Origin of the sequence: Paenibacillus albidus (genome assembly GCF_014644435.1) — a bacterium.
GTDB lineage: Bacteria > Bacillota > Bacilli > Paenibacillales > Paenibacillaceae > Paenibacillus_AQ > Paenibacillus_AQ albidus.
The window spans coordinates 84,161-108,623 of record NZ_BMKR01000022.1; the positions used below are offsets into that span (position 1 = coordinate 84,161).

The 24,463-nt window shown below is 51.6% G+C and carries 15 protein-coding genes, 8 tRNA genes, 1 rRNA gene and 1 pseudogene; 3 read left to right on the plus strand and 22 right to left on the minus strand.

The window, feature by feature from the left end; translation table 11 throughout:
• Positions 1-75: 75 nt before the first annotated feature.
• The 3 genes from IEY53_RS22140 to IEY53_RS22150 form a co-directional block, all read right to left on the minus strand.
• Positions 76-909: a carbohydrate ABC transporter permease gene (locus tag IEY53_RS22140; RefSeq protein ID WP_189028877.1), complete on the minus strand. Its 834-nt coding sequence runs from the start codon at positions 907-909 to the stop codon at positions 76-78.
• A 15-nt stretch (positions 910-924) separates the two neighbouring features.
• Positions 925-1,815: a carbohydrate ABC transporter permease gene (locus tag IEY53_RS22145; RefSeq protein WP_189028879.1), complete on the minus strand. Its 891-nt coding sequence runs from the start codon at positions 1,813-1,815 to the stop codon at positions 925-927.
• A gap of 104 nt (positions 1,816-1,919) precedes the next feature.
• A complete protein-coding gene (locus IEY53_RS22150; protein ID WP_189028881.1) occupies positions 1,920-3,320 on the minus strand; it encodes an ABC transporter substrate-binding protein in 1,401 nt (466 codons plus the stop codon).
• Positions 3,321-3,576: 256 nt separating this feature from the next.
• On the opposite strand from IEY53_RS22150, the gene IEY53_RS22155 reads away from it, so the two are divergent.
• Positions 3,577-3,780 (plus strand): ParA family protein, encoded by a 204-nt coding sequence (locus tag IEY53_RS22155; RefSeq protein WP_308424241.1) that lies wholly within the window; start codon positions 3,577-3,579, stop codon positions 3,778-3,780.
• Between the two features lie 5 nt (positions 3,781-3,785).
• Here IEY53_RS22155 and IEY53_RS22160 read toward each other — a convergent pair whose 3' ends face one another.
• From IEY53_RS22160 to IEY53_RS22185, 6 genes are all read right to left on the minus strand, one after another.
• Complete coding sequence (locus IEY53_RS22160; RefSeq protein ID WP_189028883.1) at positions 3,786-4,592, minus strand: response regulator transcription factor; 807 nt, start codon at positions 4,590-4,592, stop codon at positions 3,786-3,788.
• Complete coding sequence (locus tag IEY53_RS22165; RefSeq protein WP_189028885.1) at positions 4,585-6,441, minus strand: cache domain-containing sensor histidine kinase; 1,857 nt, start codon at positions 6,439-6,441, stop codon at positions 4,585-4,587. Before IEY53_RS22165 ends, IEY53_RS22160 begins: the two co-directional genes overlap by 8 nt.
• Positions 6,442-6,603: 162 nt before the next feature.
• Positions 6,604-8,241, minus strand: coding sequence for an extracellular solute-binding protein (locus IEY53_RS22170; protein ID WP_189028887.1), 1,638 nt, complete (start codon positions 8,239-8,241; stop codon positions 6,604-6,606).
• 92 nt (positions 8,242-8,333) lie between these two features.
• Positions 8,334-9,209: a carbohydrate ABC transporter permease gene (locus IEY53_RS22175; RefSeq protein ID WP_189028889.1), complete on the minus strand. Its 876-nt coding sequence runs from the start codon at positions 9,207-9,209 to the stop codon at positions 8,334-8,336.
• Between the two features lie 19 nt (positions 9,210-9,228).
• Positions 9,229-10,179, minus strand: a complete 951-nt coding sequence (locus IEY53_RS22180; protein WP_189028891.1) for an ABC transporter permease — start codon at positions 10,177-10,179, stop codon at positions 9,229-9,231.
• A 280-nt stretch (positions 10,180-10,459) separates the two neighbouring features.
• Entirely contained in the window at positions 10,460-11,767 is a 1,308-nt protein-coding gene (locus IEY53_RS22185; protein WP_229696291.1) for an Ig-like domain-containing protein, read from the minus strand.
• Position 11,768: 1 nt separating this feature from the next.
• Between IEY53_RS22185 and IEY53_RS35220 the strand changes: the two are divergent.
• Positions 11,769-12,242, plus strand: a pseudogene (locus tag IEY53_RS35220) (class II fructose-bisphosphate aldolase).
• Positions 12,243-12,674: 432 nt separating this feature from the next.
• Here the strand turns inward: IEY53_RS35220 and IEY53_RS22200 are convergent.
• The 3 genes from IEY53_RS22200 to IEY53_RS22210 form a co-directional block, all read right to left on the minus strand.
• A complete protein-coding gene (locus IEY53_RS22200; RefSeq protein ID WP_189028897.1) occupies positions 12,675-19,547 on the minus strand; it encodes an S-layer homology domain-containing protein in 6,873 nt (2,290 codons plus the stop codon).
• A 684-nt stretch (positions 19,548-20,231) separates the two neighbouring features.
• On the minus strand, positions 20,232-21,050 hold the full coding sequence (locus IEY53_RS22205; protein ID WP_189028899.1) for an alpha-amylase family protein: 819 nt from the start codon (positions 21,048-21,050) through the stop codon (positions 20,232-20,234).
• A 168-nt stretch (positions 21,051-21,218) separates the two neighbouring features.
• Positions 21,219-21,722, minus strand: coding sequence for a hypothetical protein (locus IEY53_RS22210; RefSeq protein ID WP_189028901.1), 504 nt, complete (start codon positions 21,720-21,722; stop codon positions 21,219-21,221).
• 522 nt (positions 21,723-22,244) lie between these two features.
• On the opposite strand from IEY53_RS22210, the gene IEY53_RS22215 reads away from it, so the two are divergent.
• The gene (locus IEY53_RS22215; RefSeq protein WP_189028903.1) at positions 22,245-22,544 is read left to right on the plus strand and encodes a hypothetical protein; all 300 of its coding nucleotides are present in this window, start codon (positions 22,245-22,247) and stop codon (positions 22,542-22,544) included.
• A 69-nt stretch (positions 22,545-22,613) separates the two neighbouring features.
• On the opposite strand, the gene IEY53_RS22220 is transcribed toward IEY53_RS22215, so the two are convergent.
• From IEY53_RS22220 to rrf, 10 genes are all read right to left on the minus strand, one after another.
• Positions 22,614-22,692, minus strand: a tRNA-Leu gene (locus IEY53_RS22220).
• 23 nt (positions 22,693-22,715) lie between these two features.
• Positions 22,716-22,792 (minus strand) — tRNA-Arg (locus tag IEY53_RS22225).
• Between the two features lie 8 nt (positions 22,793-22,800).
• A tRNA-Gly gene (locus IEY53_RS22230) sits at positions 22,801-22,875 on the minus strand.
• 35 nt (positions 22,876-22,910) lie between these two features.
• Positions 22,911-22,983: transfer RNA gene (locus tag IEY53_RS22235), tRNA-Lys, on the minus strand.
• 12 nt (positions 22,984-22,995) lie between these two features.
• Positions 22,996-23,073 (minus strand) — tRNA-Asp (locus tag IEY53_RS22240).
• A gap of 25 nt (positions 23,074-23,098) precedes the next feature.
• Positions 23,099-23,175: transfer RNA gene (locus IEY53_RS22245), tRNA-Met, on the minus strand.
• A 29-nt stretch (positions 23,176-23,204) separates the two neighbouring features.
• Positions 23,205-23,280: transfer RNA gene (locus tag IEY53_RS22250), tRNA-Val, on the minus strand.
• Positions 23,281-23,357: 77 nt separating this feature from the next.
• Positions 23,358-23,429: transfer RNA gene (locus IEY53_RS22255), tRNA-Glu, on the minus strand.
• Between the two features lie 89 nt (positions 23,430-23,518).
• Positions 23,519-24,118 (minus strand): DEAD/DEAH box helicase family protein, encoded by a 600-nt coding sequence (locus IEY53_RS22260; protein ID WP_189028904.1) that lies wholly within the window; start codon positions 24,116-24,118, stop codon positions 23,519-23,521.
• Positions 24,119-24,192: 74 nt separating this feature from the next.
• Positions 24,193-24,309, minus strand: a 5S ribosomal RNA gene (gene rrf, locus IEY53_RS22265).
• Positions 24,310-24,463: the final 154 nt, after the last annotated feature.

The window sequence follows — 24,463 nt, forward strand, 5'->3', positions numbered from 1 at the left end:
ACAAAAACGGCATTGCTGCCGTTTGTTTTTCAGATCAACAATATGACTTTCAGGGGACACTTTGCGGAAGCGCCCCTACCCTTTCGTACCTCCCTGCAGTCCAAAACCCTTGGACATGTACTGTTGCGAGAGGATATACAAAATGATCGCCGGGATCGCATACAGGACCGAAAACGCAGCCAGGCTGCCGTAGTCGACCATCCCGTATTGCCCGAAGAACTGATACAGCTTCACGGAAGCGGGGAACTTCTCGGGGGATTGGAGCAGAATATACGGCACGAAGAAGTTGCCCCAGCTGCCGGAGAAGGTGAAAATCGCCACTGTGCAAATTCCCGGAACCATCAGCGGGGCCACGACCTTGCGGATACCGGTAAATACCGAAGCTCCATCCACCCAGGCAGCTTCCTCCAGGTCGCCCGGTACGGAATCCATGAAATTTTTCATCATCCAGATTCCATACGGCATCGAAGACGCCACATAAAACAAAATGACCCCAATAATGCTGTCATACAGCTTCAGCCCCAGAAACAACTGATACACCGGTACCATTACCGCTGTGATGGGCAGGGAAGTCATGAACAGAATCGTAAGCATGAAGGGCTTTTTGTATTTCATCTGATAACGAGATAGCGGATAGGCTGCCAATAAGGCCAGAACTACAACAACCACGGCTTGGCTTAGCGACATCACAAGGCCGATCATAAAAGCTCTTTGATTGTCTCTGCTTGTGATAACTTCGACATAATTTGCTCCGGTAATCCGGCTTGGAGCCTTCAGGGATTGCATCGCATTGGGATCTACTGAAGCCACGAGAATCCAGAGAAGCGGAAGCACGAAGCATATTCCAATACCTGCAAGGATGGCATACGGCAGGATGCGAAAGACCAGTTTGCGTTGTTTGGCGTTCATATGGATTCACCTCGGCTATTCTTTCATTGATCGGATATACAACAGACTGAGCACGATGCCGATTAACAGCAGCAGCAGCGATATCGCTGTCCCGTAACCGAGCTGATAGTTGATGAAAGCCTGGTTGTACATGAAGATTGGCAGCGTAGTCGTAGAGGAGCCGGGACCGCCCCCGGTCATCGCATAAATCAGGCCGAACACCCCAAGTGTCTGCAGCGTGACCAGCATCATATTGGTTGTGATTGTCCCTTTGATATAAGGGAGAATGATACGTGTGAATATTTTCCACTTGGAGGCCCCGTCCACCACCGCAGCCTCCTCGATTTCGCTCGGTACATCGTCCAGCGCGGCTTGAAACACCAGCATCGAAAATGCCGTACCATGCCATATGTTCGCCAGGATAACGGTGAGCATCGGCACCGTGAACAACCACGTTACTTCCGAAAAGCCGAAAAAGCTGATCATGGCATTCAACGTCCCATCATCCCCAAAAAAGCTGTACAGGCACAGTGCGCATACAATCTCGGGCGTGACCCATCCCGCAAGCACGATGGTCCCGATGATGCGCCGGAACGTCTTATTGCGCTGCTTCATCAGCAGGGCAATGAGAAATCCAAGCACCTGCTGACCGATAACGGCCGAGCCGATGAGGAAGATCAGCGTATTCCAGATACTTACTCTCACTGTCGGGTCCTGGAACATCCGCGTATAGTTATCGAACCCGATAAATTTCAGTTCTTTCGCGGCTTCGCCGGTCAACGCCAGATTCGTAAAGGAATAGAAGAACGTCAATACAATTGGATAAATAAAAAACACGAGCATGATCGCGACCGAAGGCAGTAAAAAAAAGAGCCAATTATACGTTTTTCTCGGCTTACCGTAGACGTCCACAGACAAACTGCTCATGCACCGTTCTCCTTCCATGCTGTAGTTCTGCAAAAAGCCGCTTGCCCAAGCATCACGTGGGAGTCAAAAAACGCTTGAGCAAGCCGGTTCTGTCCTATCCTCCTCTATTCCTCGACCACATGATCGGCGCCGACAATGCGGGTAACATCCTGCGCATATTTATTCATCGCATCGGCAGGTGCGGTCCCCGTTGCCACAGATTCCACCATCGTTTGGATTTGTGTGGACACTTCCGGATATTTATCCTGAGCCGGTCTGAACTCGGCGTTCTTCAGGTATTCCGTCGCAAGCTCGTTAAACGGCATTTGGGTATATTCCGGGTCCTTGGCGACATCGGCACGTACGGTGATATTTCCGGAAGATATAACCAGCTTCTGGGTGTTTTCCTTGCCTAAGGCATATTGGACAAATGCCCAAGCTTCATCCTTGTTCCTGGAGTTGCTTGGAATCGACAGGGCCCAGCCTCCAGCCAGCGTAATGGAGCCTGGCTCCTGTCCCTGGCTGGTCGGCATCGGCGCGAAACCGAGCAAATCCTTGTATTCGGGCCATGGCGCCGCCCCGGTATCGAGGTAATTCCCCGTAATCCATGATCCATCCAGGGATATCCCCAGCTTGCCTTGCGGCAGGTATTCGCGGGAAGCGGTGTTGCCCGCCTGACCGTTCAGAACCTTGGATAGCGGCGGCCCCAGCTTTTCCTTATTGACCTTCTCTATGAAGGCGAGCGCATCGAGAATGCCCTGGCTTTTGATCGTCCATTTACCGGTGGCGTCATCGTACAACCTCTCCCCTGTACCATACAGCAGCATTTCATAGGTCTGCATGGAGGTCGCCTCGCCCGACGCCTTGCCCATGTTCATCCATAAAGGTACGACATCCGGCGTTTTCTCCTTGATTGTTCTGGCTGCGTTCAAGACATCCTCCCATGTCTTCGGCTGCCATTCTTCCGGAAGGCCGGCCTGCTTGAAAATCTCCTTGTTATACCATAGCCCGCGGGAATCCGTATTGTAAGGAATCCCATATACTTTACCGTCACTGGCTGTAACGCCCTTCTTCATCGCTTCAATGAAAGAACCGTTGCCCCAGTCCTCCCACTTCGCCAATCTATCATCCAGCGGCTCCAGGTATCCCGCGCTTGCATCTGAGTTTAGAATAAACGTATCTTCAGTCACGATATCCGGTGCGGTATCCTTCGATTTCAAAGCCAGGGCGACCTTCGCAAAATAATCGCCTTCCGACGCTTGAATCGGTGCAGGCTTGATCTCCACATTTTTGTCAGGATAGCTTGCCGCCACTTCCTTAAGCCACTTATAGAACGCTCCATTCTCACCGATACCGTCGTCCCTGAATGTGACCATAATCGTTTTTTTGGCCGTCGCGCCCCCTTCCCCTTCCCCCGGATCACCCGTCTCAGCCGGGCTAGTTTTGCCTCCGGAACAACCAAACAATAAGGACATACTTACAACCGACGTCGCAACAAGCCAAAATCCCCTCTTGCCTGACTTCATCCTTCACCCTCCTTTTGGCTATAGAAAAATGGATGCATCATCCAATTAATTAGAATACGCTTACAAAAAGCGTATGTTCATCTCTATTTCCAAGTCTGTTCAGATATTCTGAACTTTTTTTCATGACAAAAAGCCCCCTATCAGACTGGCCCCCAGGCATGGATTGGGAATAAGCAAAAAGCCGCCAAACCTTCTGTTTCTTTTAAAAAAAGATAACAAATTTTAGCGGAACGTAAACTCGGGGGAGGTTTTTCCGATGATCAAAGCCAAGACGATAACCATCGCCAACCAGAAAGGCGGCACAGGCAATACGACCACCGCTTACAATTTAGCCCATGCCCTATTCCATGAAGGAAAAAAGGTGCTGCTGGTAGACTTCGACCCGCAAGGCAATTTGACTCTTTGCTTCGGGATTGAGCAGCCAGATCAACTGTCCCTCAGCACCGTCCTTGGTGATTAGCTTAATCAAAGGAAAAGATTGCGGTATTTGGTCGGCGTCAGCCCGAACTGCTTCTTAAAGCTCTCACGGAAATGATCTTGGTCCGTGTACCCGATCTGATCGCAGATTTTATAAATTTTGATCAGCGGGTCCTTAAGCAGTCGGGCTGCCTCTTCCATCCGCAAGGAAATGATCATTTGGTTGATGGTATTCCCGGTCACCTCTTTAACCAGCAGATTCAAATATTTGTCGCTGAGTCCGACGGAGCCGGCCACGTCCGCCAGGGACAGATCCCGGCGCATGAATTGTTCCTTTATATACCCGATCGCCTGTTCAACCAGTTTCCGCTTCTTGATGTTTTCCGGCCACCCTGCGTCCGGAAGCACATCTGCCAGATGCGGAAGCTTTTCTTTTACGGCCTGCTCCGCCATGGAGATTCCACGCTGTTTCTCCCTCTGCAGCTTAAGCTCACCTACGGCATGGGCCAGTACCCGCTCAATCTCTTCCGGATCGATAGGCTTGAGAATATAGTCAAGAACATGCAGCTTGATCGCCTGGCGGGCATGCTCGAATTCACTCAGCCCGGACAGGATGATGCAGCGAATGTCCGGATGGCTCGCCATTATAGCTTCAATCAGCTGCAAGCCGTTCATTACGGGCATGCCAATGTCCGTTAGAATCAGATCCGGGACCTCCCGCTCCAGCCACGCCAGCACCTCCTCCCCATTCTCAACGGCGCCCAGTACAGTGATGCCCAAGGATTCCCAGTCAATGGCGTGCATCAGCGTATCGCGGACCATTTTGACATCCTCAGCTATCAGCAGCTTATACATACGACGCAGCCCCCATTCCTGGCAGAATCGAATCTGAGTAAAAAGGCAGTACAACCTCAACGCATGTCCCCTTTGCAGCGGGCAAATAGTGCAAGCCGTAGGCTTTGCCGCAATGCAGCTGGATTCTGCGGTGAACATTCATCATACCGTATCCGTTCCCCGGCTCGAGGAACTTGATCCCCGATTCACTGGCCGGTTTCTCCTGAAGCGCTTCGTTCATCCGCTCCACATCACAGCCAGTCCCGTTGTCCTCAACGTGCAGCAGAAGCAGCTTGCCCTCAAGCCGGGCCGTAATCGTGATCCTGCAGTCGCTCTGCCGGTCAGTAAACCCATGAACGATAGCATTCTCCGCAAGCGGTTGCAAGGTAAGGTGAACCATTCTCGCCTGCAGCAGCCCAACCGGCACTTGAATGACCACCTGCAAATGATCCATCATCATTTTTTGAATGTGCAGATAAGCTTCAACCTGTTTGATCTCCTCTTCCAGGGAGATCAGGGTCTGCCCACGGTTAAGGCTGAAGCGAAAGACATTAGCAAGAGAACGGACAATTTTGCTTGATTCCATATCACCCGCCATAATGGCCCGGCAATTGATTAAATCCAATGTGTTGTAGATAAAATGAGGATTGATCTGGGCATGCAGCAGTTCAAGCTGCAGCTCACGCCGTTCCAGCTCTTCCTCAAAGGATTTCTCGATCAGGCCATGAAGCGTGACCAGCATGGAGCCGAACGTCTGGCTGAGCTCATCGACCTCATAGATGCCGGATTTCTGCTGGGGCAGCGTTTCTTTAAACCCGCTAACCTCCAGGCGTTGGATGGTGGTTACCAACCTGGTGATCGGAACGGTCACCCGCACCACGATTCTCCGCAGCCAGAAGCCGGCGATCAACAAGGCGGCGGCAACGCTCGCTGCTCCGATTGCCGATATGACCAGGGTGTACCGGCTGATATGGCTCTCCGGAACGATGGTTAACAGCCGCCAGCCGTTCTCGAACGTTTCGGACATCACCCGCTGCTTTTCTCCGTCAATGTTGGCGATTATCGACTCCTTAGAGGCGTCCAATGCGCGCACAACCGGCAATTCGTCTGCGGATTCCAGAAAGCTGTACCGTTCACTGAAAATAACCCGTTTGCTCTCATCCAGCAACAAATGGTAGCCCTGCTCCAGCTCCGCATTGCGGAATACACTCTGAATGCTCCTGATATTGGCCCCAACGATCACCGTACCGATGCTCCGGCCGTCCTTAAGGCTGGTCTTCCGCCGCGCCGAATAGATCATGGCACCCTCCGGCCGGTCTGTCCTCTCGCCCCACCACTCCGTCTGCCGCTCCTTGCTGCTCAGGCCGCGAAACCAGGGCTGGTTCTTCAGATCATCCGACTTGAAGATGCCCGTCACCGGATAAAAGTGGTTTGTCGCCATTTCATATAACCCGGCGCCTGGCTCCAGCGCAACAGATACGACATAGGATTGCTGCACAGCCTCTTGCGACCGGAAATCGTTCAGCAGGGAAAGCAGAGACAGGTTTTGCAGATTCGCCTGGAGGATGTAAAAGTCATCAACAGCATCAAAGGGCTCCTGATAGGTGCTCTCCAGCAAATTCTCAATGGATTGATTGGTGGCAATAAAAGCGGCGACATTGTTCATCGTGTCAAACTGGTATCCCGCGTTCATATAGACAAATTTCATTGATTGCTCCGCCAGCTTGAGCGTGTGATCGTTCTGCACCCGGATGAGAATGTAGCTAGCAGCCGTAGCAAAAAGGGCGATGAACGTAACGATCAAGACAAAAATCGGGAGGCTGAGTCTGGATAATAACCGGGAACTGCCCTTCCATTTGTGTATACGCATCGTTGTCTCCCCTCCATTGATCCTTGTGTGTTTAGGCTCTATTATTATGCTCTACCGCCGGCGCTTTGTCAGCATGGTTTGGTGCAGCTCCCTGCCAGCTCAAAAATCCCCCGCCGGGGCAATTGTGCCCTGGCGGGAGATTTCGGAGCAGACGCACAACTTTTACTTGCCCGCTTTCTTCTGGAAGGACTCCTCCAGCTCCTGCAGGATTTTCGCTCCGCCCTGAGCCTTCCATTTCTCGACGAATTCATCGAATTTCTTAATGTCTCCACCCATAATAATTTGCGTGAATACGGAGTCGCGCATGGTGTTGAGCTCTACCAGCTTGGCGATCTTCGTAGGCGAGTCCAGATAGTTGGAGGCATCGGTAATCTGGAACTTATTGTTAATTGCAATGCCCAGCGACTCGGACATGCGCAGCGGCAGTGACTCCAGATAGCGGGGCCAGCCTGTAAGTCCAGGAGCGAACAGATAACTTTGTGTGCCGCGGTAGTTGCCACCCTTGTCCTTCAACGTCTTCGGATCAACGAGATCGGTCACAGTCTTCAGCACGCCGTTCTCGATTTTGTAATCCTCTCCTTCAATACCCCATACCGTCAAGATCTGGTTTTCCAGGGACAGAGAGTCCTCGATGATCTTCAAAACTCTCTTCGGGTCCTTTGTTTTGACACTGATCGCATTCATCTGGGAGAAGGGGGCTCCCATTGGCGCAACCGCCGTTCCGTCCGGACCGACAAGCGAATCGGTCAAGGCCAAATATTTGTACGGCTCATTGGCCTGATCCGGCAAGGTTCCATCCTTGGCCAGACTGCCGCTCTTGATCAGCTCTCCAGTTTCGATCTGTGTATCATAGCCATTGGGGGTTGACCACCAGCCCATCCAGGAGAACAGCTTGCCACTGTATAGCTTCGTCCGCTCCTGCTCCTCCTTGATCGTGGGGAATTCCTTGTCAATTAGGCCCTCCGCGTACATCTTTTGCAGAAACAGCAGCGCTTCCCGCATTTGCGGCTCAATATCATAGTTGCTGAACTTGCCGTCTTTCTCAGTGAAAAAGCCTGGCGTTACGCCAAAAGCGCCAAAGATATGGTCGAAGGAATTGTTAGCGTATTTCTGCTCGCCAATCTGGGCCGTATAACCGCCGAGCGGAATGACATCCGGCATCTCCGTCTTGATCTTCTTGAGCAGGTTGTAATACTCATCGAGCGTCTTGGGTATGTCCGCCTTTACTTTTTCCAGATAATCCTTGCGCATATCCAAATTCCAGCGATACCCGGCACCCGGTCCGCCCTGATAGGGAATACCATAAATTTTGCCGTTTACCTTGGCCTTCTCGAATACATCCTGTGGAACCTCCCGCATGATGTTCGGCGTATCCTGCTCATTGATCAGATCAGTCAGATCGACGAAGGCTCCTTGCTGCGCATATTTCTGAAAATCGTCAGCAAAGTCGATTCTGACCACATCGGGAATGGCGCCGCTGGCTATTTTCAGATTAAGCTTTGTTTTATATTGCTGGACGTCCACCATCTCAGGAACAATCTTGATATTGAGCTTCTGCTCAATGGCATGCATGACCACGTCTGCGGCTGGATCATAGGGCTTGGAAATGTCCTGCGCCTTCATCCAATTGAGCACATAAGGCGCCTCGGCAGCCGGCGATTCAGCTCCCGGTGCGGATGGCGCAAGGGATGGTGACGCACTGCCTTCTTCATTGCTTTTGCCGCAGCCCGAAAGCGCTACGCTTCCGGCCAGAAGGACGGCAAGTACGCCAAACGACCAATTTCTTTTTTGTTTAGGCATGAACAATAAGACCTCCTCGAATCAATCTGTGTGTATATTTACTCTTGAGAGAGTAAACCAAAGTTGAAGGACAACCTTGAGTAGCCAGGCCTCTAGCCTTTAACCGATCCAATCAGCATGCCCTGCTCAAAGAACCGCTGGACGAACGGATAGATGATCATCATCGGTAGAGCTACAATTACAATTGCCGCCATCTGAATGCCGATTGTCGGCGGCGGCGCGGAGCCGGCCGTCTCAAGCAACTCCGGCGGCAGGCTGGAGCTGGCAATGATCGTCCGCAGCACAAGCTGCACCGGCGCTTTGGACCAGTCGCTGGTATACAGCAGAGCGTTGAAGAAATCATTCCAGTAAATAACCAGGTAGAGTAAGCTCACTGTGGCAATCACCGGCATGGACAGGGGAAGTACGATTCTCCACAGAATCCTGAACTCTGAGGCGCCGTCGATAGAGGCGGACTCCTTGAGGCTTTCCGGTATGCCCTCAAAAAAAGATTTCATCAGGATCATATTGAAGGCACTGTATGCCATGACCAGAATGAGTACATAATTGGTATTCAGCAGGCCCAACTGCTTGATTGTGATATAGGTGGGGATCATGCCGCCTTTAAACAGCATGGTAAAGACAAAGTACAGCATGATTACCCTTCTGCCAGGTAGCTTCTTCTCAGCCAGCGAATAAGCTGCCGTAACCGTGAGCAGCAGGGCAAGCGCGACACCACCCACCGTATTGCGGATGGTATTGCCGTAAGCATTATAAATCATGGAGCCTTCCTTCAGCAGATAATCGAAGTACTGGAGGCTGAAGGAGGTAGGAAACAGCACCAGGCCGTTCTTCTCGCTGTAAATCTGATAAGGCGTAACAGAGACGGACAGCACATACCAGAAGGGCAGAACGATAACCAGGGTGAGTATGGTGAGGATGATATAGTTGGAGACAGCAAAACCTGCCTCCCTTTTTGACGTTTTCATCGGCTTGTGTTCCCCTTTGTCAGAAAATTCCTGAATCATTGACTTTGGCAGCGACGTGATTGGTAAGGAGCACCAGCACGAAGCCGATCAAACCCTTGATGACGTCAGCAGCCGCTGCGAGGCTGAGGTTGAACTGCTCGATACCTATGCGGTAAATGTAGGTGTCGAGAATGTCCCCTACCTCAAACACCATGGGATTGTACAAATTGATCACTTGGTCCAGCCCGGCGCTCATGACGGTCCCCACCCTGAGGATGAAGATAACGATGATGGTGCTCGTAATGCCCGGAAGGGTCACATGCAGCATCTTCTTGAAGCGGGTTGCTCCATCCATAGTGGCTGCCTCGTAAACCTCCGGATTGAGCCCGGCAATGGCAGCTATATAGATAATGGCTGCCCAGCCCATCTCCTTGAGCGCATCCGTGATCACAAGAATGGTCCGGAAGTATGCAGGTTCAGCAAGCAGGTAAGCAGGCTTTCCGCCAAAAAATTCAATAATTGAATTGATCACGCCGGTCTCGGGCGAGAGCAGCAGGGAGATAATCCCACCATAGACCACCCAGGAGACGAATCTCGGCAAGTAAACCGCGGTCTGCAGGGTCTTCTTGAACCAGACTGTGCGGATTTCATTCAATGCCAGCGCCAGTACAATCGGGCTGAGGAAACCGCTGAGCATTTTGTACAAGCTGATGAGCAGCGTGTTCATGAAGGCATTACGGAACATTTCAGATTCGAACAGCATGCGGAAATACTTAAATCCCACCCAATCACTCGCGGAAAAGCCCTGAATGACGTTATAGTCCATAAAGGCTATGCTGATCCCTTTGAGAGGCAGATAATCAAAAACAAAAACCCAGGCAAATGCGGGAAGCAGCAGGATATATAGCAGCTTGTACTTCCATATCCTTCTAAGCTTCCACCTGAACTGCGGTTCTACTCTCTCGGCTATCCTGGCAGTTTCCATCCCCATCCAACTCTCCTCCTGTCTTCTTCTCTCTGTCTATTCAAAACATGTAAGTGCTTACATGTACTATATTATCTGAAATGACCGGGCCAGGTAACCGGAGCGAAGGACAATAATACCCGGGAAAAGTCGCGTTTTCCTCCCCGGACAAGCAAATCATGGGGCAGCAGCCGATGAAACAGAGGATGCCTTCCTTCCGGAAGGCATCCTCTGGCACTTGGGAAACTGTCCACTCAAAGTCTGCCCGGAATCGGCTACAAGGTCCGATGAAGGTTGGCCATCAGTTCTATGGCGTGGCTATCCTTGGCATGACCACCACTTGATCCACCAGCAAATGAACCGCCGGACCGGCACTTTTCAGGGCGAACCCGATTCCGCCTGCCGTCAGGTCAGCGTCCGTGAAGGCAGCAACCAGCACATCATCAATGTATAGCTTATATTCGCTCCCCAGCACCTCCACTTTATAAGGGTGCCGAGCCTCCAGATTGAAGCCTGGAAGGACAGCCGCAATATCTACGGCAATCCCCACCTGCACGGGGGTGGAGGCATTGGGATATTTCCGCAGCTCGACAATGCTCGTGTTTTTGAATTCCAGAAAGTAAAAGCTGGTTCCCGAGGTGTAGCGGAACATCGTGCGGAAGCGGTCGGCTTCTGCCGTGAAGCTCAGGCTGTAATCCTGCGAACGGTAAGGAAGCGCGGCCGCCTTGACCACGGCGCGCTGCGGCCCGGTCAGCGTTGTCGAGCCGGTCAGTAAAGCTTCCGTTCCGCTGCCCTGAATGCTCCAGGCCGTGCTGCCGAAGAAATCCCAGCTCGCAAGCCCTCCGGCAAAGCTGTCCTCAAACAGCGGTTCAAGGATTACGGTTACAAGACAGCTTGCCGTATAGGAGCCGTCCTCCGTTGTTGCCGTTATCGTCGCTGTTCCCGGTACTGCCGCCGTCACTTTGCCGTCCGTGCTGACGGCTGCAACTGAAGGGTGATCCGAGCTCCAGGTATGGGAGCTGTCTACCGTTGCATTGGCCAGAACAGCATTCCGGAAGCTGGCGAAATCGGCGTACTCCGCGGCGTCCGCTGCTTCCAGCACCCAACCGTTCTTATCGGCCTGGCTGCGGAGAATATTATAGCTGTAATACAATTGCTTGGTGGGATGCAACTGGGTCGTCGTTTTTACCTTGTTGGCCGGATCGGTAGGCGTTTGATGGTACCAGGCATACGGCTTGATCATCTTAAAGGCGAAGTACATCTCTCCCGTGTCGCTGAAGACCCAGCCGGCTTGCTCCGTTCGATTCAAAATCGAGCCTGTGTCCGGGAACATCGCATTGAGATAATTATCGGTTGCATTTGGCGCGCTTAAGGATTTATACACGCCGACCGCAGCTTTGCCGTCCTGCATAATCCGGTGGTTCTCCGGCTGGTCATAATTGCCGATTGGGTTGTCGCCCTGATCGGCGTTGATTCTGAACAACGAATCCGGCGCAGCGGACTGCCAGCGCAGAGCGACGGGAATGTCCTCAATCCAGTTGTCCACCCGGTTGTAGATCACCTCGGTCGCAAGCCCCCAGGTCGGCTTCACATAAGCCTGGCGGTAGGTTTTCAAATTGCGCCCAAATGTCGATTACACCCGCCAGGTTGTCCAGTGGGCCCGGGCAACCGGAGCCTCCGTGGAAGCGGAGCTCGGTCATCTGGGCGGGGGTGAAGCAGGCACGGAGCAGCAGCAGGCTGAAGCCTTTTTTACGGATGTGGAGCAGGCCGGCGATTTTGTCAGCCGTACCAGCTGTGACGCGCTTGCGGTAGCGATCGGCACCGTTCACGGTGTCTACCGGTCCGAACCACGTCTGGATATCAAGAGGCTGCAAGACATCTATAATAAAGTGTAAATGCCGATTGTACTTCATGGCGTTGGGAAAATCAACATTTGTACGGACATGTTTATCAGCATGATGAACCGGATCAAGGCCGTGACCAACAGCGGTACTATCAATTACACGGAGGTTATGACCGCAACGGAGGCAGCCCTGACAGAAGTGGTTAAGAGCAAGTTAGTATTGTTCGGCAGTCAGAACCGGGCGTAAGCGCCCGGAACGGCCATCCCTCTATCGGGCAGGAGGCTACGCCATTAATTGAGCAGCCGACCTCCGAGTGATTGTAGCATCTTGAACCGTGTTCTCACTCGTTTCCATTGTTTCCAGTAGATCATGAGAGCCCGGCTTTTTTGTCCATTCATACGCAGACTGGAGCAGTTTTTCATATCCGCTATCTTTAAGTAGTTGACCCATACCATGATGTAGCGCCTAAGTTTCTATGCTCGGTCTTCGGTTCCCATTCCGTTGCCTCTCGATATTTGGGCGGTCCGTTCCGTCCAGAATGGATAGCCAGAGGGCTTCTTCGTTTACTTTGGGATAGGGTAGATATTCATCTACCTTCATTCCATTGATCCCGTGAACGCTTCTGTTCGCGCACCAAAAGACAAAGGACCCCCATATTTATAGAGGTCCCTCGCTTGATTATTCGTTTATAAAGCCGATATGCAGCAGCATCCGCTTCAATATAACAACTGCTTGGGCCCGGCTTGCATGAGCTGCCGGCTCGAACGCTGACTCCGTCATGCCCTGAATGATACTCTCATCGGCTAGTAAGGATACAGAAGATCTCGACCAGCTTGAAATGGAGTCCATGTCGGCAAATTTCGTAAGAAGCGAATCCTGGGTGTTGCCGTTATCGGGCTTTACTCCTGCTGCAGCCATGGCCCTGACCATCATAACCGCTATTTGCTCACGGGTAATGCTTTCATCCGGCTTGAAGGTTCCGTCTTCAAAGCCTTCCGCAAGCCCGGCCTTCACCGCAGCGCCAACAGCACCCGCATACCACTCCCCGGCGGATATATCCCTGAAATTAACATAATCACTAATTTCCGTCAGACTAAACGCTCTTACCAGCAAAGCGGCATATTCCGCGCGGGTGATACTTCGCTCTGGAGCGAATGAATTCTCTTCTTCTCCCTTAACAATGAGCTTGGAGGCCATCAGCTCGATATCCTCCCTGGCCCAATGCCGAGACAGGTCTGCGAATGTTTTATCCGATTCGGCGACCGTGTAGATGCTGTTGCCATTGCGCATGATGGTGACTTCGGTACTGTCATCCTCCGCTTTGAACGTTGCCGGCACAAAGGATAGCTCACTGGTCGCCGTGTTATATAGAAGGGCTGTGGCATGCTTCGCATCCACCGATTGTTCGATCTGAATCGTACGGGAGACATACGTACTTCCAAAGTCGTGGATTTCCTGTGTTCTCCCATTTGCTTCAGCCCATACGCTGAACCCGACCGGCATCCCCAGCAGCCGGATCCCGGACTCCAGTGCTTTGTCCGCAAGCTTGCGCTGCTCTTTGGCGTTGGCATTTTCAATGGTAATCACGATTTTCATGTCCTGGACCTGAGCACCCAGGGATTCCGCCAGAGCTTCGAGAGGAAGAATACTGAGCGGAAGACTGTAGCTGGAAGAAAGCGTCTTAACCAAGATGACCGCATCCGGAGCAGTCCGGGCCGCAGTGATTAATGAGCCGGCCGGCAGTTCCGCCTTCAATTCACTTGAAGCAGAGTCTGCCTGGATTATTATGACAGGCTTTACTTGGCCTTTAATCATTTCTACCGCCTGATCCAAAGCTTTGCTGCTGACAGCAAGCTTAAGAAGGCCTGTTCCGTCTGCACGTTCCTCAACGCTCTCCTTGCCGTGCACTCTAACACCATTGACGACCTTCTCTGGCTGAGGCTCCGGTTGGACAACCGTGACCGTGGTCCCTTGGCTGGCGCCGGATTCGGCATTCGTTCTCACCGTAACCGCCGGACCGTCAATGCTCCAATTGCCTGAAGCATCACCCGCTTCCACCTTGAACGTATAAGAGGTATCCGGCGTCAAACCGGCGGCTTCATATTCATAAACCGAGCCGGTGACTTCCGCCAGTTCCCTGCCGTCGAGGAGAATTCTGTACTGCGTTACTCCCGTATCGTCTACCGCAGCGAGCCAGTTCAAGGTAAGGGCTGTCGTTCTTTTGTCCGATACACTTAAGCTCGCATCGCTCCACACCGGCGCATTCACATCCGCTGCAGGAGGCATAGACGCTGTTCTCATCCCCACCTCCAAACCTTTCACACTCCAGTTTCCTGCAGCATCACGGGCGTATACGAGGAATGTATATGGTGTATCCGCAGTTAGACCTGTAATAATGGCTGCTGTTGCTGCGGTATAAACGCTGTCTGTGACTGTACCGTAGACAGCACTCGTAACACTGCCGTACGTGCTCAGTGATTCAGTGTCGCCCCAGACGATCCGGTATCCCGTCACAGCTGTGTTATCCTGGGCTTCCGTCCAGCTGAGCGCGACACTGTCCGTTGTCACATTCGATGCTGTCACTGCCGCATTCTCTGGCCATGTGGGAGATTCCGAATCAGCAGGCGGCTCAGCAGGCGAGTAGTCTATGAAAATAAAGGAATGATACAGCGATGTGTTCTTCGAATCAGCCGTCCCTTGGGTCCATTGAACAAAATCATCCCGCCCGTTCTGAAGATCCGCATCGTTAACAGCGATGTTTAATCCAATTTTGCCTTCAAGCTCCGGCTTCAGATCTTTGATATAGGAGGCAGGGAGCTGGAACTCATAAATCGTCCGGTGCGCAGCCTCATCCCGGACTGCCTCAAACGGCGTTAGACCGCTCACATCCCCATTCGGATTGGGAAGCGTCGAATTGAATATATTGACGTGCCGCCTACCATCGTTAGCCAGTGCAAAGCCCCATTCCGTATCATCCGGCCCATAAGGGGACTCCCTGTTGTTCAGAGGATCCAGACTGACCTGCACAGAGTCGTTCTTCCACATGTTCGCCGGATTCTCCGACTGCTTGTGGATGTCATCCTTAACCGAAACGGCGACATACATCCCTTCGGCATTCCATTTGGCGTATGCTACCGCCTCCAGATTGCCGGGATCGCGATAGCCGCTTGCATGCTGGGACTTGCTGCGGAGATGGAATGGAAAAGCATCTTCCCAATCACTCAGGTCTCCGTCAATTGTCAGACCATGCGCCTGCTGGACCAGGTTGAACTCAAGGGGCAGGAAGGGATCATGGTAAATGAGCTTGTTCTTATCCGTCTCTACAATCTGCATATCAATGGTATACTCATTAAATGGCAGCGGGTCATGGTAAGTCCACCGGAAGTCCAGGCGGATACTGCCGCCTTTTTGCAATCCGCTGAAGGTGTCTGTGGTTAACGGCTCAAGAAGGACTCCATCGGGACCCTTAACGCTGACCTTGCCCGTCTTGGAAAATGACGAGGTTCCCGTCAATTGCACGGACAGCACATCCAGTTCCTCAATGGTCTTCTTGACGGGGATCAGCTTCACATCAAGTCCGTCCTCCACTGTCAGCTGCACCGTCTTCGTATCGAATGCCGCGCCATTGTACAAAATCTCAAACGCGATATCGTAGCGGCCCTTCAGCGTATTTTCCGGTACAAGAATCGAATACGGCAGATCAAGTGAGCTCCCGGCGGGTATGATCACTGCCTCCGGCAACTGCACGTTTTGCGATGACTCCCACCCTTCAGGCACATGCAGCTTCACCGACACCTGCTGGGGAACATCGGTATTGTTTACAAGGGAGAGTGTAATTCCATTAGCGTAACCCGCTTCTCCGTTTGCCTGAGTGGGCACCGCATTGGCCAGCACTCCGATGAATTTGGCAGGCTCGGAATCCGAGATTTCGGCAGCCGCAGAAGCAAACTCCCGTGCCAGCAGATTATAGGCGTAGCTGTCCGCATAGCTTCCCCGTGTGTAGGCGGCAGCCGCCAGCCTGCCGTACCTGTTCAAGCGCAGCACCGCAGATGTGGCGACAGGCATCACGCTGTAATCGCCTTTCTTGGCGTTGAACGCTGCTGTCACGGCTTGTACGGAATCGGCATAATCCAGGCTGTTCGCGCCTGTGCCGTCAAGTGCAAAGGTCAATGCCACAGATGCGCTCTCTGCCATATTGTACAGAGTCTCCAGCGCCACATAAGCAGGTGTCTGCTCCAGAGAGCCGCTCTTGATTTGTCCGGCCATCTGCGCCATCAGCGCATAAATATCCTTGATTCCCTGCTCCACGTCTGCTGCCTGGCTATCGCCTGTCAACGCTGTCTCCAGCTGTGATTCTATGCGGGAAAGCTCCGTCAGATCAGCCTGGATAAGGGCAGCATTGCCCGCCGTTTGCACCTTACCCAGCTTGGTGGATGCTTCCTGCCGCTTGCCTTGCAAAAGCTTCACCGCTGACTGATACACAAATTCGGATGATGCACCCGTGATGTAAACGGGCGATCCGGATACAGCAAGCTGCAGGTCTCCGCCGCCTGCCGGTGTTACAGGAACAGCCGTACCGTTGATATCCTTGATGCTTACACCCTCTGATCTAAATGGTAGCGTGATTGTGCTGACAGGAGGTTTGACAGCCGGATTATCCTTGTGGTCGACCTTTTTCCAAGCTGTGACAACCGGTACGCCATCGTTCAGGAACACGTGAACGGCAATGTCCGGATTCCCGGTATCCCAGGTTCCGATATACCGGGATTTATCCAGAGTGGTCATCAGTTGATTGGCAGCGGTGTAAGCCAGCTTCGGCCGGCCGTCATTATCCGTTAGCCCCCAGAATATGTCGTAATACCGATCATCCGTACCATCGTTTTTGTAATTGTAATATTCGTAAGCCTTTATCTGATCGGTAATCATGTAATTCAGAAATGCGCGGACGATGTAGTCCCGCTGTGTTTCCTCCGACACGGAAGGGTAACCCGCCGTGGCGGTAGGCCAGCCTCCCTCCGTCAAATAATAGTCCTTCCAGCCGCCGTATGCGTTTACAAGATCCTTCACACCATTCATAATGTTCTGCAAATTGCCGTCCGGCATAGCATTGTACACATACGGATGGTAGGAATAAGCGTCCGCATAGTCAAAGGAACCAAGCTCCAGCTCCTTCGGAAGAACACTGAGCACACTGGAGGTATGATCACCGGCCAGCAGCATGGCGTTTTGGTCCGCTTTCTTCATGTTCAGATAAGCTACCTTCTGCAGTTGCACGAACTCGCTGGGCACATAAGGCTTGGAGAAAATCTCAGGCTCATTCGGCATTTCCCACTGCCGGATCTGGTTCTTGTACCTGCTGACGGTATTGGCTACAAAGTCGCCCATAGCCTTCAGACCTGAGGTCGTATTGATGGTGCCTTCCTGGTAAAATGCATTCTTGTCTATACCTAATGCTGTAATCTGGTTGAAGCCGTAAGAATACAGCTTGTTCAGCAGAGGATCAGTTCCGCTGTAATCGTAGACCGTATTGCCTGAGGCATCCTTCACATTCTTGTCCACGCTGTCCCAGGTGATGAACGAGCGGTGATGGCGCGCCCCCATCTTGCGGGCTCCGTCGATAATATCATCGTTCCAGTTGAGGGCATAGTGCGTATTCAGACCGAATTTGCTCTCATTGTCCAGATCGGGCTGACTGACGGGAGCTGCCACATTGATAACGGCCAGACGCATCTTCTTGGACTTGGCAGGCTGAGCGACGCCATCAATCCTAAAATCGGCCGCTACCTCATAGGTTCCAATCGTATTCAGCCTTGGGACAAACAGTACGGTATCGGTATTCTTCGCATATTTCTCCATTTGGTACGTCTTTGTGCCGGAAGCAACGACCGCCTGGTCCCGATCTGCTCGGCGCACAGTATAATCGATCTGAAAATCATGGGCTTCCGCTCCAGCTTCCAGTGCCAGCTTGAATCCAGGTGATTCCTCCAGCGAATAGATACCGGCATAATTTCCAGACGGCTGAAGATCAATAACAGGCGGTGCCTGAATCGGCTCGATTACCAAGTCGTCAATCATCAGGTTAATGCCGCCGACTACGTTCCACTGAAAGTACCCTTTCTTCAACGCCAGCGGATCGGAATCGTCTCCGCTTGCAATTTCCACTCCGTCAATGAACAGCGTGTGCGTAATTCCGCTTACCCGAAGCTCGTAATCGTGCCACTCATCAAGCAGCGACTTGACATAGTTGGCTATATAATAGTTGCCGCCAAGCGTTGTTTTTCGCATCAGGAAATATTTGGAGTTGTGTGTCGCCCATTCTACGGCATTGTTATTGGCACCGTCTACCGACCGGTAACGAAAGCGCCAGGTATTCTGCGCCGCTTCGCTCGTGCGTTCATATCTCACCTTGAATTTCACGGTAAAATTGTCCGCATTCAGGTACATCGGAAGATTCAGCTTGGCGCTTCCCGATCCATTCAGATTGAACACCTTGTTGCCGTCCGGCAGCTGAATAACCTTCGTATTTCCGCCTACCTTCCAGCCCACGGGGACAACATTCAGCGTTTCCCTTTCAAAATCATTGATGTAGGGCACGATTTCCCCGACAGGAACCGAGATTTCCCCCAACTCCGGGTAACGCACTATCCTGCCTTCCTCGTCCTGGGCGGTCAAATAATAGCGGATTTTGCTGGTCTGGTTCGTCCCGGCAATGGTCCCCAAATAGGGACCTGTGCCGCTTCCTGCCGCCTGAATGATCTGATCCGGCGCTGCATCCCCGTATGCATAATGAATCGAGGCATTAAGCGTAGAATCCGCACCCTCAATGAGAAAGGATACCGGAATATCCGAATTGTAGGGAATCTCTGCAACCGATGTATGAACGATGGAGAATGCAGCCTGGGCCCCTATAGGCGAAACCAGCACTTGCTCCACCTTCAGATTTGCGGTCGTGCTGCCGTTCAGGCTTTTCAAGGAAAAACCGACGCCCCCTGCAGAAAGTGTGGAGTCCGTGAAAGTCGTAACCAGTGTTCCGTCCACATAAAGCCCGAACGTGCTTCCTTTAGCCTCCAGCCGGTATTTATGCCAACTCGACAGGCTGAAGCCGGGAATGGCCGCCCCGATATCAACCGGTGTCCCGACCTGCTTGGTTGCGGAGGAATTGGGGTATTTCCACATTTCAACCGACTTGGTGCTTTTGAATTCCAGAAAATAATAGGCGGTTCCGGAGGAATACCGGAAGATAACTCGAAACCGGTCTCCCTGCGCGGTAAATTCCACGTTGTAATCGGTGGAGCTGTAAGGCAGTTTGGATGCTTTGACCACTGCACGCTGGGGAGAGGTCAAGGATGTAGTGCCCTTAAGCTGAGCTTCTGTTCCTGCCCCGTCTATTGACCATGCATTGCTTCCGAATAAATCCCAGTTGTCCAATCCTCCTGCAAAGCCATCCTCAAACAACGGGGACGGCTGTGCAGCTCCGGCATGAACCGGAAACCATGGAAGCAGAAGAACGGCAAGCAGGATCACGGATAAACGTTTGAACGAATGACTCATAAATGGATTCTCCCCTCATTACTTGCCTGACTTCGGCTTGATGGTTGCCTCAAGCTCAGTCAGAATTTGTGTGTCGCTTTGCGATTTCCATTTTCATGCAAATTCATTAACTTCCTGATGTCGCCGCCCATAATGATTTGGGCAATGACGGAGTCACGCAGCATGTTCAGCTCCACAAGCTTAGCAATCTTTGTCGGGGAATTCAGGAAGTTGGAAGCCTCTGTAATTTGATGTTTTTGTTAATAGAAATATCCAGCGCTGGGTTTGATGGAGCGGAAGCGCCTTCAAGTAACAAGAGCCAGCCCTTCAGGCCGGAAGCAAACAGCTAGCTTTGGATAATGCGGAAATCCCCGTTTTTATCCTGCTGTGTTTGGGATCGACCAGATGGCAACCAGCGACATCTTGGCATTCTTACTCCTGTGTTTCCCCCTTTAAGGCCCCATACTGTGAGCATTTGATTCTTAAGCAACAAGGAATTTCCGATAATCCACAAGAGACGACACAGCGGCGGATTGCCGGTTTTACATGAATAAAGCCCTTGATAGATGTGATCCATAAACACCTCTATGGGATAAAGCAGATTGTTGATCTGCATCCGTAAAAGAAAGTGCTTACAATAGTAACTTAACGGAAATCAACAGATAGGAAAACCGGAGAGAAGAACGATAATACAGGGGAAAAGTCTCATTCTCCACTTATCAGGCTGACAACACCTGCCGGCGGAACAGAAATAAGATGAATCCCAGCTTCCATATGCTGCGTGAATTGTTCCACAACCTGACCTGTGCAGTCCATCACTTCAACGGCCCTCTGCCCGGAGCTTCTATCCAATTCTACAACCATTCCGGCGGTGCGGGTGCCGTTCACCAGGATGACCGTTTCCGGCAGCTCCCGGTTTAGCGTAACGACTGTTCGTTCATAGGCGGCGGCGATCAGCGTCTCCTCATTGCTTGCCGTAACAAGCGGGTACAAAAGCTCCGGATGATGAGGCTCCAGATGCCCATCCAGCAAAACAGTCCGGTGCTCCTTCCAGAAGGCCAGCCAAAAGGCGGTCATCTCCCGGTCTTTGACCGGAAGACGGTCAAGCAGCACAGAAATTTGTGGAACCGCAAACAGCACGCTGATCAATTGAAGCGCCGCGGACTCCACCGGGTCCTCGGGATTCCACATGATAGGGTCCGCATGGGCTGCCGTATTGCCGCAAAGGAGACGGATATCGATAGTGTGCACCCGGTTCTCGACGGAATCGTTCGGACAATCCGCAGCCCGGAACATATTGCCGTATTTGCGCATATACGGGCCTACATAGGCCTGGCGAAATTCAATCATCACATCCGGATTGATCCTGCGAAGCCGCATAAGAATATCGGTCATTAGCCGGTCAACCGCATCCGGCACCGATATATAGTCCCGCCCATTCCCATATTCTTGATTCGCTTCCTTGGGGAGATTGAAGCTGTCCACAAAGTCCAGCTTGAAGCCATCCAGGTCCCAGTCGCGCATACTTCCCAGTCGCCACAGTATGCATAACCCCGCGTATTGTCCGAGGTTTGCCAGCCGTCATCCATGATGACCGACTCGCAGCCAATTTCCTTCGCTAGGCGGCACATCTCCTCTACCGATGCGGAAGCCAGCTTTTGATGAAAGCTGTACCAGGTTGAATACATCGGTTCACGGGAGGCGCGGAACGGGTGAAGGCGTCAAACCCGGCAGTCCGCTCCACCACATCTGCACGTGGTTCAAGCTATCATAATAAGCCAAATCACGGCAGTCCACCCGCAGTGTCGCTTCATAGCTGGTAAGCGGAGCCACCGGTTCCTCAAATAAGGTAACCGAGCAGTGAAATACCGCCGTTTCCTCGTGAACACCCGCATGGCATACTACCGGGTTCAACGTATCCGAGAACGCGAAGGTCATCCGGTTGCGGCCGGCGCCGCTAAACAGACAGACAACCGGCGAGGAGACAGTCAGCTTGCTGGCATAGCCTGCTCCCCAGTCTGGAACCATCCCCCGGTTCCGGCAGCCGTTTGGATGCCATACCCCGTGGATATCGGTTATCGGCTGCTCCCATGCCAACCGGATAACCGGCGGTGCCGCGGGCTGTTCCGTGCTCAGCCGAATATGAACGAGCTCAATGCCAACTTCGGGAGTTTCCAAGGTAACATCCGCTTGCATCGTTTCGACGAAAGGGTTTTCTCAGTAAGTTGAGATTACCTCATGGCGGTACTGGTGAAAACCGGAAATAAGGATTATTTTACAGGGTAAAATTCTTGGTTTTGTTGAAAGAGCATTATCGCTCTTGCTCCAGCAGATGAACATGCATTCAGGCCAGATCTGTAAGGGAAAGTCTAACCATGCAAACTGCAAAAATGGACGATCCTGTCCAAAGTCGGCAAGCACAAAATAGATACGCTTTTGCATCCTTTTTAGTAGCCTGCGGGAGCCTATCTTACGAAAATATAAACTATGCAGACTACAATCGGCCTACGCTGAGCTTCTCACCAAGAAACCAATCCTTGGGGCACCGGATCCATAGTAAAATATCCCTTAGTCACCTGGCCGAACCAGCCCGTCAGCAGAGTCTCCCTCAGCAATTCATATCAGGCATCTATTTTGATTTTCTCAGCGAATCGATCACTATGCGGGAGGAGTATATGGTGATTAAGGAGGAGCGGAGTCCTGACTTCTACAATGCGAATGGATCTCTTGATGGGAAACTCTCATTACCGTAGAAAAGATCGCACCAAAAACAAAATAAGCCACCGAACTGCGCTGGCAGTTGCTTTTGAAGAACTGCTATTACGGCTGAAAGAGCAGCAAAATCAAGATTGTATACAAAGCAAGTCGAGCTACTGCACGGAATACCTGGAGAATATTTATATGGACAAGATGGGACAACGAATTAAGGCGGGGGATATATTACTCAATTTCTCGACTACGGCCAGCATATCCCCTCATTTGGAATACAGTGTCAACCTTCTTCAGCCAAAGCCATGAGCAACTGCCTGAAAATATAAAAAGACTCATAAAATTGCGGGAAGCAATCTTACAAGTCTAATTCAGGTATACCGGTGAGAGGACTCGAACCTCCACGGTTTCCCACTCGATTTTGAGTCGAGCGCGTCTGCCATTCCGCCACACCGGCAAATTATAAATCTGTAAGTATAATGGCGCGCCCTGAGAGATTCGAACTCCCGACCTTTTGATTCGTAGTCAAACGCTCTATCCAGCTGAGCTAAGGGCGCAAATATAATGGAGCGGACGACGGGAATCGAACCCGCGACCCTCGCCTTGGCAAGGCGATGCTCTACCGCTGAGCCACGTCCGCACACGGTATGTATAATCAATGGACTCACATAAGAGTGAGCCATGAAGGACTCGAACCTTCGACACCCTGATTAAAAGTCAGGTGCTCTACCAACTGAGCTAATGGCTCATAATTACTAAATGGCGGAACCGACGGGATTCGAACCCGCGATCTCCTGCGTGACAGGCAGGCATGTTAGGCCAACTACACCACGGTTCCATGAAATAATTGCTTAAGTGTAAATTGGTTGCGGGGGCAGGATTTGAACCTGCGGCCTTCGGGTTATGAGCCCGACGAGCTACCGGGCTGCTCCACCCCGCGTCATTAAAGAATATTCAATTGTAGCTTCATGGTGGAGGCTGAGGGGATCGAACCCCCGACCCTCTGCTTGTAAGGCAGATGCTCTCCCAGCTGAGCTAAGCCTCCATAAAGAAGCAACTTAATGATCATATCACATTTGATCACCGAAAGCAAGATGTCCAAAATAATTAAGTAAAAAAGAATGACCCGTATGGGATTCGAACCCATGTTACCTCCGTGAAAGGGAGGTGTCTTAACCCCTTGACCAACGGGCCATAGTGTTATCTTTCTTTCGACAACAAAAAATATTATATCAAACGAATAAGAATATAGCAATAGTTTTCAAGAAAAAGTTATGGTACATCTATCTGCCCAGCAGACGAATATGTTTATACTTCACCTTTAGTCGCTGAATAAATCTTCTTACCATGCCTTGAGCAGCGGGCAGTAGAGGAATTTCAAGCCTGGATGCTATGGTCTCTGCCACTTGTTCAATACTCAAATTATCTGTATTCAGATACTCTGCAAATACGGGATGCTGGTGGCCTAGTATACATCTGTCGATCTGCTGGGCAGCCCACGAGTGTTTGCCTTCTCCACGGCTCCTTAGCCTGGACAACAGACGCTTCCGGGAAGCACACAAGGTGTAATGATGAAGAAGGATCCCATCACGTCTCAGCCGTCCTGCAATTTCTATGAAGTAATCAGGATCTACTACGGTCATGGGAACAATAAGAACGCCATCATATTCTGAGGCGATGTAATGTAACATGGAATAATTAAATTCACGCCATTGAGAATAATTCTGAAAATCATTTTTCTTTAACACGGGAGGGATATTCTTTTGTATGTAGTAACCGGCATTTTCCGGGTCAAACACAAAGGATTCGGGAATCCTGCGATTTAACTCAAAGGCCGTTTGGGTCTTTCCCGAACCAAAGGCTCCATTTATCCAGATAATCATGGCCGTACCTCCTGAAAGTTATCAGCTCCTATAACAAAAAAACCACTGTTATATAATCAACAGTGGTTTCATGTGCTTGGCGACGTCCTACTCTCCCAGGACCCTTCGGTCCAAGTACCATCGGCGCTGGAGGGCTTAACGGTCGTGTTCGGGATGGGTACGTGTGGAACCCCTCCGCTATCGCCACCAAACAGGTTTTTTCCGCTCGCTTCTCTCCCCGAATCCCTTCAGGAAAATAACCGTCTACAGAAAAGACATGCAGCTTGTGGTTCAGGTGTTTGACTCCCTGAAAACTGAATCCGAATCGAATTTGCGTTCTATATTTATTTGGATAAGCCCTCGACC